This window comes from Mesorhizobium sp. M8A.F.Ca.ET.165.01.1.1 (assembly GCF_004792065.1).
Taxonomy (GTDB): domain Bacteria; phylum Pseudomonadota; class Alphaproteobacteria; order Rhizobiales; family Rhizobiaceae; genus Mesorhizobium.
In genome coordinates, this window is sequence record NZ_SRTH01000002.1 from 81027 (window position 1) to 93575 (window position 12549).

Genomic DNA, 12549 nt, shown 5'->3' on the forward strand with positions numbered 1-12549 from the left:
CTGACATGAGAGGTGTTCTCTCCGACAGGATGGGCGCGGCGCTGTTGATGGCGCCGCTGCTCCTGTTCCTGGTCCTGGCCTATGCCTGGCCGTTTCTCGGCGTGGTGAAGTGGAGCTTCACCTTGCCGACGCCCGGGCTTGGCCAGTACCAGGCGTTGCTCACCGACGATCTGGTGCAGTCGGTGTTCATCCGCACGCTGCGCATCGCGGCCATCGTCACCATCGTGTCGGTCGCCGCCGCCTACGCCATCACGGTCGTCTGGGTGCGCGGCAGCCCAGCGCAGCGCCTCATCGCCGAATTCTGCATCCTGGTGCCGTTCTGGATCTCGGTGCTGACGCGCGCCTTCGGCTGGGTGGCGCTTTTGTCCAACCGCGGCCTCATCAACACCTGGCTGCAGTCCATCGGTTTCATCTCCGAACCGCTGACTTTGGTGCGCAACGAATTCGGCGTCATCGTCGGCATGACGCATTTCCTCATTCCTTTCGCCGTCTTTCCGTTGGCGTCAGCAATGCGCAGCCTGGACGAGCGCGTGCTGCTCGCCGCGCGCGGCCTGGGCTCCAGCCGCATGCGCACCTTCTGGACGGTGTTCGTGCCGATGACGCGCTCCGGCATCATCGGCTCGGCGATGATCGTCTTTGTCTTCTCGCTTGGCTTCTTCGTCACGCCGGCGATTCTCGGCGGCGGCCGCAGCGTGATGATCGCCGAATTGATCTATCTCCGGATATTCCAGAGCCCGGACTGGGGGCTCGGGGCCGCGATCAGCGTCGTGCTGGTGATCTTCGTCGGCGCCCTGATGGCGCTGCTCTTCCGATACGTCAAACCGAAGCAACTGGTGTAGCGCGATGCCGACCTATCGCCCCGGACCCGTCTCGCTGATCCTCGCCGTGCTGGTGGCGCTGTTCCTGCTGTTGCCGCTGCTGGCCGTCATTCCGGTCTCGCTGACGCCGAGCCGCATGCTGGCAATGCCGACGGGTGAATTGTCGCTGCGCCACTATCGCTCGTTGATCGAGGACCCGCGCTGGCTCCAGTCGATCCTGCTTTCGATCCGGATCGGCATCGTCAGCAGCGCTGTTTCAACCGTACTGGCGCTCAGTTTCAGCCTCGGCGTCTGGATGTTCCAGCCGCGCTTCACCGCCACCCTTGTCGGTTTCGTGCTGCTGCCGATGGTTGTGCCGCCGGTGGTCTCGGCGGTGACGCTCTACTTCCTGCTCACCTCGATCTCAGGCGTCAGTTCCTTCTTCGGCTACGACACCTGGCTCGGCGTTGCCATGGCGCATTCGGTGATGACGGTGCCATTCGCGACGGTGTTGATCCTGGTCTCGCTCAGCCAGCTCGATCGGCGCATCGACCTCGCCGCGCGCGGCCTTGGTGCAAGCGTGTGGGAACGCGCCACGCGCGTCATTATGCCCAACATCAAGTTTGGCATCGTCACCGCGGCACTGCTCTCATTCGTACTCTCCTGGGAAGAGATCGGCGTCACCCTGTTCATCACCTCGGTCAACGCCATCACGCTGCCGCGCCTGATGTGGATGGGCCTGCGCGACAACATCGACCCGGCGATCGCGGCGCTTTCCGTGATATTGATCATCATCACCGTGCTGGTTCTGGCGGTGAGGAGCTTCGTGGTCAGGCTGAACCGGGAGAGCAAGCCGGTCTAGACAAACCGTACCGAGACGCGGCCAAATTTGCCCAAATCGCCGATCACTTCATCACCAGCCTCGACGCGTATCGGCGTCACGCAAGTGCCCGTGATCACCGCCTGTCCCGGCTGGAGCGCTATGCCCAGGCCCGACAGTTCGTTGACGATCCATGTGAGCGCAATACGCGGGTCGCCTAACACCGCCGCGCCGGTTCCGTCGTGCCTCGACTTGCCCGAAACAAGACCGGTCACCGGGTGTTCCGCGAGGTTCACGTCACGCCATTCGTCTTGCGTGGGCTGGCCGATGACGAACAGATTGGCACAGGCATTGTCCGCTATCAGCTGTGGCGCACCGACGGCGCGGAAATCGTCGTAGCGCGAGTCCGGTATTTCTATCGCCGGATGCAAGGTCGCCACGGCATCTATCACCTCGGCGATTTCATAAGGCGCCGGGCGCGTCGGGATCTGGCGGCCAAAACGGAAAGCGAATTCGATCTCGGCGACCCGCATCTTGCTCGTCGCGAGCGAGACGGTCCCGCCAACCGCGACCGCTTTCTCTGCCAGCAGGCGCCCGGCCATCGGGCCGTCGACATTGATATGCCTTTGACCGGCAAGACTGGTTGCCGCGATCTTCCAGCCGAAAAGCGGGACCGCCGAACGATCCATGACATGGGCCTGGATGGCATAGCCTTCGGTCCGTGTCTTCGGGCGAAGCTCCTCAGGTATGGCGTCGAGATGGGTGCCATGATCCCAATGGCTTACCAGCAGACGCGACGCGGCTTTGGCCTTTTGTGGATCGAGCATGGTCAGCTCCCGAATCTGGGAAAATGGCCCGCTGCCGGGCGTTGATGGTGCTTGCGGTGCGCAACCGGTATCGCTATGCCGCGTCCGCTGAGGAGATTGTCGGCAAGTCGTATTTTCGAGATCATCGGCATTCATCATCGAGACGACGAATCGGCAAACCTGTCCGTGCGGCAAATGGTTATATATGGCAAAGCGTCTAGAACGCGGAAGAGCTTCTGGCAGGCAAGGGTCGGTGGCGCAACAGGCGAGGGGAAGAACGATGACCGCGCCCGGTGATTTGCAGCAGGCCCTGTTCCTCAGGTTGAAAAGCGATGCGTCGCTGTCGGCGCTGCTCGGCGGCGCCGGGCTGCTCGAGCGGGCAACCGACACCGCCGCCTTTCCCTATGTGACTTCAGGCCAGACCTCGGCTTTTGACTGGGATACCGGCGCCGAGAATAACGACGACCAGCTGATCACGCTGCATGTCTGGTCGAAGGCCCATGGTGAAGCCGAAACGCTTGCCATCATGGCCGCCATCAAGGCGCGCCTTGCCGACGCGGTGCTGGTGATCGGCCCGCGTGGACAGACGCGGCTGTCGCTGGAATTCACCGAGGCGCGTTATGATGAGGAATTGCTTGTCCATCATGGTCTGCTGCGATTCCGAGCGCTGACGCAGGAAAACGCCTGACGCGCTTTCAATATCATCGAAACGGAGTCTAGACTGGGCTTTCGCGGGGTTCACTGGTGGGGCGGTGAATCCAGATTGTCTATCTCGCGTTGCAGGGGTGTGGCGAGCATGGGTTCAGGGCCGTTCACTGTTCATTTCACGTTCAGCACCGATGCGTTACAACGCCGGTCATGAAAACGCTTCGCTCCCATTTCCGAACCGCGACCCTGGCGCTTAGTGCCGCCGGGATGTTTGCGTCGCAGGCAATGGCGATACCGGCGATCGCGCCCGATCAGCCCACCCCGATCGTCCTGGCCGCATCCGACTGCTATGCGATCGGTCAGCAGGTGGCCCAGCAGAATGGTGGAACACTCGCCAAGGCCTCGGCGTCGACGCGTGGCGGCCAGCCGGTCTGCGTTATCGTCGTCCTCGTGCCGGGCAAGGACGGGCAGCGTCCGCGCCGCTCCGAAATCGTCGTTCCGCAGAACTGACGCAGTCTTCTCGTCCTACAGGGCTCCGTTTCCCAGGCCGCCGGAATCGGCCTATATCTGAAACCTCAGTCAACAGGCATTGGTCCCCGCATGCGCGTACTCGTCGTCGAGGATGACAAGGATCTCAACCGGCAGATTTCCGATGCGCTGGTCGATGCCGGCTATGTCGTCGACCGTGCCTTCGATGGCGAGGAGGGTCATTTCCTCGGCGACACGGAGCCTTACGATGCCGTCGTGCTCGACATCGGCCTGCCGCAGATGGACGGCATCAGCGTGGTCGAGCGTTGGCGTCGCGGCGGCCGCAAGATGCCGGTGCTGATCCTGACCGCGCGTGACCGCTGGAGCGACAAGGTCTCGGGCATCGACGCCGGCGCCGACGACTACGTCACCAAGCCGTTCCACATCGAGGAGGTACTGGCACGGGTCAGGGCCCTGATCCGCCGCGCCGCCGGCCACGCCTCGTCGGAACTGACCTGTGGGCCGCTGCGTCTCGACACCAAGGCTTCGAAGGCCGATGTCAATGGCGTGCCGCTGAAATTGACCTCGCACGAATTCCGGCTGCTTGCCTATCTGATGCACCACATGGGCGAGGTCGTTTCGCGCACCGAACTGGTCGAGCATCTCTACGACCAGGATTTCGACCGCGATTCCAACACGATCGAGGTCTTTGTCGGGCGGCTGCGCAAGAAGATGGGCATCGACATGATCGAAACCGTGCGCGGCATGGGCTACCGCATGCGTGAGCCGGAGGCGTAAGGCGGAACCGCTTCCTACCAACCCAACCGTGGGCAGACGGCTTTCGCTACGCGCTTGGCCGCGCTCGCTGACGTTCCGCGTTATCGCCTTCTCCACGGTATGGGCGATCCTGACCCTGGTCGTCATCTTCACCCTGATCACCACGCTCTACCGCCAAGCCAGCGAGCGGGGCTTCGACAGTTTGCTGTCGGCGCATTTGTTCAACTTGATCGGCTCCATTGGCATTTCCGACAGCGGCGCGCTGACCGGCTCGCCCGATCTTGGCGACCTCCGTTTCTCGGAGCCGAATTCGGGCTGGTACTGGTCCGTCGAGCCCGCCTCGGAAGGCGTGCACGGCGATCTCCATTCGTCGTCCATGACCCGGACCATCCCGTCGCCCGATGTGGCGGATGTTCCTTTCAACGCCAATTTCCAGCGTAGCTATGCCGCGCAAGGCATCAACGGCGAGGAACTGGTCGTGTTCGAGAGCGAATTCGTTCTCGATGCCAAGAACCGCGCCGCGCGCTTCCGCGTCATGGGAAACAAGACCGAGCTGGAGCAGGAAATAGGGACCTTCCAGCGTCGCCTGCTGACCTATCTCAGCCTGTTCGGCATCGGAATGATCGCCATCAACGCCATCGCCATCCTGCTCGGGCTGCAGCCGCTGCGCAGGGTCAGGAACGCACTCGCCATGGTGCGCGAGGGCACCGCGCAGAAGCTCGACGGCCGCTTCCCGGCCGAGATCGAACCGTTGGCCAACGAAACCAACGCTTTGATCGAAAACAACAAACGCATTGTCGAGCGTTCGCGGACCCAGGTCGGCAACCTCGCCCATTCGCTGAAGACGCCGCTCGCCGTGCTGCTCAACGAGGGCCGGGCGCTTGGCGGCGCCAAGGGGCAGTTGATCGCCGAGCAGGCCGCCTCCATGCAAAAGCAGATCGATCACTATTTGCAGCGCGCCCGCGTCGCGGCGCAGCGCGACAGCGTCGTCTACCGCACGCCCGTGGCGCCGCTGGTACAGCGCATGGTGCGTGTTTTGCAGAAGCTCAACCCGCGGACCAGCCTGTCGCTGTCGCTGCCGGCCACCGAGATCGTCTTTGCCGGCGAACGCGAGGACCTCGAGGAACTGCTCGGCAATCTTCTCGAGAATGCGATGAAATGGGCAAGGAGTGCTGTCGCGGTCTCGGTCGTGCCCTTGGTCAGCAAGGATGAGAGCCTGTTCGAGATCAGCATCGAGGATGACGGCCCTGGCATTCCCGAGGACAAGGCGCGCGAAGCCATGAAGCGCGGACGGCGCCTGGACGAGACAAAGCCGGGAACGGGCCTGGGCCTCGCCATCGTCGCCGACCTCGTCAACGAGTATGGAGGCGGCCTGGATCTGGGGCGTTCCGGCATGGGTGGTCTGAAGGCAGCGGTGCGATTGCGGAGCCTTCAGTGACGTTTGCCCAGACCAATCGACACCAACGGGTGGCACATGCTATGGCGGCATATCGATTGACCTCATACTGGCCGGCGGCGGCCAAATTTCCGACAAATATCAATAGTATGGCCATGCCCACTTCTCAGATGATGCCACGCGCATCCATGGCAAGCTCCAACTCAGGAATACCGGTTGTTGGCATGAAGATTCGCGTCGCGCTTGTTTCCGCATTGCTGGCCGTGTCGGGCTGCACCACCTCGAGCGGCAAGGGCCCGACCGTGGCCGCGACCCCGGCCTCGACGCCCCCGGCCGGCGGCAAGGTCGTCACCAAGTCGATCATTTCCGCCATGGGCGGCGGCCTCATTGGCGGGTCTGTCGGCAATGGCCTGAGCGACACGGAAAAGCGCAGCGCGCTCGAGGCTGAATACAAGGCGCTTGAATACACGACGAGCGGGCAGAAGGTGGCGTGGAAGGGCGATCAGGCCTCGCGCCATGGCGAGGTCGTGCCAGCCCAACCTTACCGCGTTGGTTCGCAGGATTGCCGCCAGTATACGCAGACGGTGTTCACCGGCAGCGCCAGTGTCACGGCGCACGGAACAGCCTGCCGCAATGCCGACGGCGGCTGGACACCATTGACCTAGCACGCCGGGTCCGGTTGCGACCCGGCCAGTTGATGTCGATCAAGGACATTCGGTGCGCCTGCCGTCAAAGCGTCGCAGGATGCCTGTGTTGGCAGGGCAGGGCTCTGCCTTTATTGGAAGAACCATGCTGTTCTGGGTCATAGCCGCAATTCTCACGCTGGGCGCCAGTCTGGCGGTGCTTTTGCCGCTGGCTGGGGCTTCCAAGGGCGCGTCATCGAGCGGCGACCACGACCTGGAAGTCTATCGCGATCAATTAGCCGAACTCGACCGCGATGCCGCGCGCGGCATGATCCGGCCCGCTGAGGCAGCCGAGGCGCGCGCCGAGATCGCCCGCCGCATCCTTCGCCTGGGTAACGCTGACATAACCGGCAAGACGTCCGGCAGGGCGGCGTCGGTCACGGCACGGCTTGTCGCGACCGTGGCCGTGCTGGCGGTCCCGTTGGTCAGTTGGGGGTTCTACAGCCAGATCGGCTCGCCTGACCTGCCGTCGCAGCCGCTCAGCGAGCGGCTGGCCAAGAACCCGGCCGACAGTTCGGTCGATGAGCTGGTGGCGCGCGCCGAAGCCCACCTCGCGGCCAACCCTTCCGATGGGCGGGGCTGGGATGTGCTGGCGCCGGTTTATCTGCGCATGCAGCGCTTTGCCGACGCCGCGGCGGCCTACCGCAACGCCATACGCCTCGACGGCGACAGCGCCGTACGCCAGGCCGGACTCGGTGAGGCGATCGCCGGTGCCGCGGGCGGTATTGTTTCGGCCGATGCCCAGGATGCCTTCGAGGCGGCCTTGAGGCTTGACCCGGCCAATGCGAAAGCCAGCTTCTATCTGGCGATGGCATTGGCGCAGGAGGGCCGCGGCAAGGAAGCGGCCGCGGCCTGGCAGGTGATGCTCGGTAAACTGCCGCCGGATTCGCCATGGCGCGGCGCCGTCGAACAGGCACTGGCCAAATCCGGCTCCGAAGTCGCTTCCGGCGCGGCCCCGAAAGGCCCCGATGCCGGCGATGTCGACGCGGCATCCTCCATGTCGCCGCAGGACAGGGAAGCCATGATCAACACCATGGTCGCCGGCCTCGACGACAAACTTCGTCAAAATCCGCGCGACCCGGAAGGATGGATGCGGCTTGTTCGTTCCTATGTCGTGCTGGGCAAGACCGACCAGGCGCGCGATGCGCTGGGCCGCGCCATTGCGGTCTTTGGGGCCGACAGTGACGAAGCCAAGAAATTCACCGCCTTTGGCGCCTCGCTCGGCCTGACGGCGACGGAGTAGAATTGGATATGACGCGCAAGCAGAAACGATTGTCGGTGATTGTGGGCGGCTTGGCTTTCCTCGCAGCCGCCACCGGCCTGACGTTCTATGCGCTTGGCCAGAAAGCGTCCTATTTCTACATGCCGGCCGATCTGACCACTGCCAGTGTGCAGCCCGGCCAGCGCATCAGGCTCGGCGGTTTGGTCGAAAAAGGCACCATCCAGCGCGGCCAGGGCGCGACGGTTGCCTTTTCGGTCACCGACACCCACAAATCGGTCAAGGTTACCTATACCGGCATCCTGCCCGACCTTTTCCGCGAAGAGCAGGGCGTCATCACCGAGGGCACCTTTGGCCCCGACGGCGTCTTTGTCGCCGACAGCGTGCTGGCCAAGCACGACGAGCGTTACATGCCCAAGGAAGTTGCCGACGGCCTGAAGGCCAAGGGTGTCTGGCAGGAGAGCAAGAGTGAGTAATCCCGGCGGGAGAGCAAGCGGGAATGGTTGAGACCGGACATTTCGCCCTGGTTCTGGCGTTCGCGCTTTCGCTGGTGCAGACCATCGTGCCGCTGTTTGGCGCGCGGCTGAACAACCAGCGCCTGATGGCGGTCGGCGGTCCGGTCGCGGTGACTGGTTTTGCCTTGACGGCCCTGTCCTTCGCGGCACTTGCGAGCGCCTATGCAAGTTCCGATTTTTCGCTGGCGAACGTCTGGGAGAACTCGCATTCGCTGCAGCCGCTGATCTACAAGATCACCGGAACCTGGGGCAATCACGAAGGCTCGATGCTGCTCTGGGTGCTGATCCTGACCTTCTTCGGCGCGCTTGTCGCCGCTTTCGGCTCCAACCTGCCGGCGACGCTGCGCGCCAACGTGCTTGCCGTGCAGGGCGCCATTGGCGCAACCTTCTTCCTGTTCATCCTGGTGACGTCCAATCCCTTCGTCAGACTCAATCCGGCGCCGATCGAAGGCCGCGATCTCAACCCGATCCTGCAGGACCTTGGCCTCGCCATTCATCCGCCGCTGCTCTATCTCGGCTATGTCGGCTTCTCGATCTGCTTTTCCTTCTCGGTCGCGGCCCTTATCGAGGGCCGCATCGATGCTTCCTGGGCGCGCTGGGTGCGGCCATGGACGCTGGTCGCCTGGATGTTTCTGACCGGCGGCATCGCCATGGGATCGTATTGGGCCTATTACGAGCTCGGCTGGGGCGGTTTCTGGTTCTGGGATCCGGTCGAGAACGCTTCCTTCATGCCTTGGCTGGCGGGCACCGCGCTGCTGCATTCTGCCATCGTGATGGAAAAGCGCTCGGCGTTGAAGATCTGGACGCTGCTGCTCGCCATTTTGACCTTCTCGCTGTCGCTGCTCGGCACCTTCCTGGTGCGTTCGGGCGTCCTGACTTCCGTCCACGCCTTTGCCACCGATCCGACGCGCGGCGTCTTCATCCTGTGCATCCTGACGCTGTTCATCGGCGGCTCGCTGGCGCTGTTTGCGCTGCGCGCCTCGAGGCTGACGGCAGGCGGCCTGTTCCATCCGATTTCGCGCGAAGGCGCGCTCGTCCTCAACAATCTGTTCCTGACCACGGCGACCGCCACCGTGCTGGTCGGCACGCTCTATCCGCTGGCGGTCGAGGCTTTTTCGGCCGGCAAGATTTCGGTCGGCGCGCCGTTCTTCAACCTCACTTTCGCCCCGCTCGTGGTGCCGCTGCTGGTGATGGTTCCCTTTGGGCCGCTGCTGGCCTGGAAGCGCGGCGATGTCCTAGGCGTCGCGCAGCGTCTGATGCTCGCGTTTGCGGCCGCCCTTCTGGCGACGCTGGTCACTGCCTTGTTCATCGACGGCGCTTCGGTGCTTGCCGCGCTTGGCGTTGGCCTCGCGGTCTGGCTGATCCTTGGCGCGCTGACTGACCTCGCCGTCAAGGCAGGCTTAGGCAATGTCGCCGCGCCGGTCATGGTCAGGCGCCTGGTTGGTTTGCCACGCTCCGTCTTCGGGACCGCTTTGGCGCATCTCGGCCTTGGCCTGACGGTGCTCGGCATTGTCGGCACGCTCTGCTTCGGCACGGAGAAGATCCTGTCCATGCGTGCTGGTGAAACCGTCGAAATCTCCGGCCGCACGGTGCGTTTCGTCGGCCTCTATCCGGCCCAGGGGTCGAACTACAGCGAGGATCGCGGCCGTTTCGAGCTGATCGGCGCCAGCGGCAGCCCCGTCGGCGAAATCAGCTCGGCCAAGCGTTTCTATCCGGTGCGGCAGATGACGACGACGGAGTCCGGCATCAAGACCATCGGCCTCTCCCAGCTCTACATTTCGCTCGGCGACGAGGGCAAGGACGGCTCGGTCGTGGTGCGTTTGTGGTGGAAGCCGCTGGTGACGCTGATCTGGGGCGGCGGCCTGGTGATGATGGCGGGTGCCGCCATGTCGCTGATGGACAGGCGCCTGCGGGTCGGCGCGCCTTCGCGCCGCCGCAAGCAGGCGGTTGCGCCGGTGGTTCTGCCATGAGTGCAAGGTTTTCGCTGACCTCGATTGTCCTGTTACTTGCATTGCTCTTCGCCGGCACAGCAATGGCGGTGAAGCCTGACGAGATGCTGGCCGACCCCGCTCTGGAGGCACGGGCGCGGGCGCTGTCGGAAGGCTTGCGCTGCATGGTCTGCCAGAACCAGTCGATCGACGAATCCGACGCCGACCTTGCTCGCGACCTGCGTATCCTGGTGCGACAACGCCTTGTCGCCGGTGATACCGACCAGCAGGTGATGGACTATGTGGTGTCCCGCTACGGCGAGTTCGTTCTGCTGAAGCCGCGTTTCGACCTGCGCAACGCGTTGCTGTGGGGCACGCCCGTGCTGTTGCTGCTGGTGGGAGGCGGATTCATTGTGTTGACCGCGCGGTCGCGCCGGACGCTGGCGACGAAATCCCTGTCAGCCGATGAACAGGCGGCATTGGACACGATCCTGGACCGCGACTGACGGCCGCGCCAACATTACCAAAGTTTCATGTGCCGGAAATGGCGTCGTAATGTGCGCCGCTCTAATTCTCGTTCTTGAGGATGCCGATCAAGGCGCGTCCGTTGAAAGAGGATAAGAGAACCATGAATATTGCCCCCAATTCATATTCCCGCACCCGCAAGCGTCTTCTGGCTGCCGCCGCGTCCATCGCTGTCGCCGGCGCGATCGGCGTTGGCGCGCTGACCAGTGGAACCAGCCCCGTTCTGGCTGACGCCGTCCGTGTGGAGGCTCCCCAGGTTCCGAGCTTCGCCGATGTCGTCGAGCGCGTTTCGCCAGCCGTGGTCAGCGTCAAGGTCAAGGCCAAGCTGCAACCGACCGCCGATGACGGTTCCGACGATCAGGGCGGTTTCGACAATCTTCCCAACAATCCGCAGTTGCGCCGCTTCTTCAAGGAATTCCGCGGCTTTGGTGACCAGAATGGCCAGAACGATGAAGGTCAGCGCCGCTTCGGTCATCGCGATCGCAACAACGACCAGCCGCGTCCGGTGGCGCAGGGCTCAGGCTTCTTCATCTCCGAAGACGGTTATCTCGTCACCAATAACCATGTCGTCGAAGAAGGCACCGCCTTCACCGTGGTGACCAATGACGGCAAGGAACTCGACGCCAAGCTGGTCGGCACCGATCCGCGCACCGATCTCGCCGTGCTCAAGGTCGATGGTGGCGGCAAGTTCACCTATGTCGACTTCGCCGACGATTCCAAGGTTCGCGTCGGCGACTGGGTCGTGGCTGTCGGCAACCCGTTTGGCCTCGGCGGCACCGTCACCGCCGGCATCGTCTCGGCGCGCGGCCGCGATATCGGCGCCGGCCCCTATGACGATTTCCTCCAGATCGACGCCTCGGTCAACCGCGGCAATTCGGGTGGCCCGACCTTCAACCTCAACGGCCAGGTGGTCGGCATCAACACCGCCATCTTCTCGCCTTCGGGCGGCAGCGTCGGCATTGCCTTCGACATTCCGGCCTCGACCGCCAAGCAGGTCGTCGGAGATCTGATGAAGAACGGCGCGGTCCAGCGCGGCTGGCTCGGCGTCGAAATCCAGCCGGTCACCTCCGACATCGCCGAATCGCTCGGTCTGAAGTCCAACAACGGCGCCCTGGTTTCGAGCGCCCAGGACGACGGTCCCGGCAAGAAGGCCGGCATCACCGCGGGTGATGTCATCACCCAGGTTGATGGCAAGGACGTTGCCTCGCCGAAGGAACTCGCCCGCCTGATCGGCGCCTATTCGCCGGGCAAATCGGTTGACGTCACCGTGTGGCGTGACGGCAAGAGCCAGGCGGTCAAGGTCGATCTCGGCAAACTGCCCATCAGCGACAAGCAGGCATCGGGCGACCAGCAGCAGCAACCCGCCGCTCCGGCAAAGCCGGACACGCTCGCCGATCTCGGCCTGACTGTCACCAAGTCCGAAAACGGCAAGGGTCTGGTGGTGACCGACGTCGACCCCGACAGCGCTGCCGCCGATCGCGGCATCCAGCCGGGCGACGTCATCACCGCGGTCAACTCCGCGGAGGTCAACGGCACCGACGACGTCACCAAGGCCATGGCCGATGCGGTCAAATCCGGACGCAAGGCCGTGCTGATGCAGATCACCCGCGACGACAACAACCGCTTCGTCGCGCTGCCGGTGGCCAAGGGCTGAGACGACTTTTCCAATGCGGCGGTTTCAACACCCCCGAGTCGCCGCATGGGAAAGCAAGAAGGAGAGCCCGTTAGTCAGTCATCGCGCTCTTCTTCAGTGGCAGCGGGCTTCCCATCGCCCGCTGCCGCGCGCCGCATATGGGTGCCCACATCACGCTCTCGTGCCCGAAGCCGGTCGGTTCGGTAGTCGCGGGGGGAAACGACATGACCGGGAACTGGCATGTCCGGCGCAACGACGCCACGGAACAAGGATTTCATCGCGCACGCTCTCGATCATCTTGATCGCGATGCGCTTTGGCAAAGGCTAGAATGCA

General features: G+C 63.7%; 13 protein-coding genes. 12 read left to right on the forward strand and 1 reads right to left on the reverse strand.

The genetic code is table 11. The features are described 5' to 3' along the window. The first annotated feature begins 5 nt into the window (after nt 1-5). Both EN808_RS04915 and EN808_RS04920 read left to right on the forward strand, forming a co-directional pair. On the forward strand, nt 6-839 hold the full coding sequence (locus tag EN808_RS04915) for an ABC transporter permease (protein ID WP_127871339.1): 834 nt from the start codon (nt 6-8) through the stop codon (nt 837-839). Between the two features lie 4 nt (nt 840-843). Next, on the forward strand, nt 844-1659 hold the full coding sequence (locus EN808_RS04920) for an ABC transporter permease (RefSeq protein ID WP_127871340.1): 816 nt from the start codon (nt 844-846) through the stop codon (nt 1657-1659). Here the strand turns inward: EN808_RS04920 and EN808_RS04925 are convergent. Then, on the reverse strand, nt 1656-2444 hold the full coding sequence (locus tag EN808_RS04925; RefSeq protein WP_127871506.1) for a fumarylacetoacetate hydrolase family protein: 789 nt from the start codon (nt 2442-2444) through the stop codon (nt 1656-1658). The two genes, EN808_RS04920 and EN808_RS04925, sit on opposite strands and share 4 nt — an antisense overlap. 259 nt (nt 2445-2703) lie before the next feature. On the opposite strand from EN808_RS04925, the gene EN808_RS04930 reads away from it, so the two are divergent. The 10 genes from EN808_RS04930 to EN808_RS04975 all read left to right on the forward strand — a co-directional run bounded on the left by EN808_RS04930 (nt 2704) and on the right by EN808_RS04975 (nt 12236). Beyond that, nucleotides 2704-3111 (forward strand): DUF3168 domain-containing protein, encoded by a 408-nt coding sequence (locus tag EN808_RS04930; protein ID WP_127871341.1) that lies wholly within the window; start codon nt 2704-2706, stop codon nt 3109-3111. A 170-nt stretch (nt 3112-3281) separates the two neighbouring features. Beyond that, nucleotides 3282-3581, forward strand: a complete 300-nt coding sequence (locus EN808_RS04935; protein WP_127871342.1) for a hypothetical protein — start codon at nt 3282-3284, stop codon at nt 3579-3581. 90 nt (nt 3582-3671) lie between these two features. Continuing rightward, entirely contained in the window at nt 3672-4337 is a 666-nt protein-coding gene (locus EN808_RS04940; RefSeq protein WP_015318627.1) for a response regulator transcription factor, read from the forward strand. Nucleotides 4338-4365: 28 nt separating this feature from the next. Then, on the forward strand, nt 4366-5754 hold the full coding sequence (locus EN808_RS04945; RefSeq protein WP_245511631.1) for an ATP-binding protein: 1389 nt from the start codon (nt 4366-4368) through the stop codon (nt 5752-5754). A gap of 182 nt (nt 5755-5936) precedes the next feature. Then, nucleotides 5937-6377: a hypothetical protein gene (locus EN808_RS04950; RefSeq protein WP_135863691.1), complete on the forward strand. Its 441-nt coding sequence runs from the start codon at nt 5937-5939 to the stop codon at nt 6375-6377. Between the two features lie 124 nt (nt 6378-6501). Further along, entirely contained in the window at nt 6502-7638 is a 1137-nt protein-coding gene (ccmI, locus tag EN808_RS04955) for a c-type cytochrome biogenesis protein CcmI (RefSeq protein ID WP_135863693.1), read from the forward strand. An 8-nt stretch (nt 7639-7646) separates the two neighbouring features. Further along, entirely contained in the window at nt 7647-8090 is a 444-nt protein-coding gene (gene ccmE / locus EN808_RS04960) for a cytochrome c maturation protein CcmE (RefSeq protein WP_127871346.1), read from the forward strand. Between the two features lie 23 nt (nt 8091-8113). Then, nucleotides 8114-10099, forward strand: a complete 1986-nt coding sequence (locus tag EN808_RS04965) for a heme lyase CcmF/NrfE family subunit (RefSeq protein ID WP_135915297.1) — start codon at nt 8114-8116, stop codon at nt 10097-10099. Continuing rightward, nucleotides 10096-10563: a cytochrome c-type biogenesis protein gene (locus tag EN808_RS04970; protein WP_127871348.1), complete on the forward strand. Its 468-nt coding sequence runs from the start codon at nt 10096-10098 to the stop codon at nt 10561-10563. Before EN808_RS04965 ends, EN808_RS04970 begins: the two co-directional genes overlap by 4 nt. A 122-nt stretch (nt 10564-10685) precedes the next feature. Beyond that, nucleotides 10686-12236 carry a Do family serine endopeptidase gene (locus EN808_RS04975; protein WP_135915298.1) on the forward strand — a complete coding sequence of 517 codons (1551 nt, stop codon included), beginning with the start codon at nt 10686-10688 and terminating at the stop codon, nt 12234-12236. Nucleotides 12237-12549 lie beyond the last annotated feature (313 nt).

Coding starts and splice junctions, on each gene's coding strand:
- EN808_RS04915 (WP_127871339.1), top strand. CDS start 6: ATGAGAGGTGTTCTCTCCGACAGGATGGGCGCGGCGCTGTTGATGGCG.
- EN808_RS04920 (WP_127871340.1), top strand. CDS start 844: ATGCCGACCTATCGCCCCGGACCCGTCTCGCTGATCCTCGCCGTGCTG.
- EN808_RS04925 (WP_127871506.1), bottom strand. CDS start 2,444: ATGCTCGATCCACAAAAGGCCAAAGCCGCGTCGCGTCTGCTGGTAAGC.
- EN808_RS04930 (WP_127871341.1), top strand. CDS start 2,704: ATGACCGCGCCCGGTGATTTGCAGCAGGCCCTGTTCCTCAGGTTGAAA.
- EN808_RS04935 (WP_127871342.1), top strand. CDS start 3,282: ATGAAAACGCTTCGCTCCCATTTCCGAACCGCGACCCTGGCGCTTAGT.
- EN808_RS04940 (WP_015318627.1), top strand. CDS start 3,672: ATGCGCGTACTCGTCGTCGAGGATGACAAGGATCTCAACCGGCAGATT.
- EN808_RS04950 (WP_135863691.1), top strand. CDS start 5,937: ATGAAGATTCGCGTCGCGCTTGTTTCCGCATTGCTGGCCGTGTCGGGC.
- ccmI (WP_135863693.1), top strand. CDS start 6,502: ATGCTGTTCTGGGTCATAGCCGCAATTCTCACGCTGGGCGCCAGTCTG.
- ccmE (WP_127871346.1), top strand. CDS start 7,647: ATGACGCGCAAGCAGAAACGATTGTCGGTGATTGTGGGCGGCTTGGCT.
- EN808_RS04965 (WP_135915297.1), top strand. CDS start 8,114: ATGGTTGAGACCGGACATTTCGCCCTGGTTCTGGCGTTCGCGCTTTCG.
- EN808_RS04970 (WP_127871348.1), top strand. CDS start 10,096: ATGAGTGCAAGGTTTTCGCTGACCTCGATTGTCCTGTTACTTGCATTG.
- EN808_RS04975 (WP_135915298.1), top strand. CDS start 10,686: ATGAATATTGCCCCCAATTCATATTCCCGCACCCGCAAGCGTCTTCTG.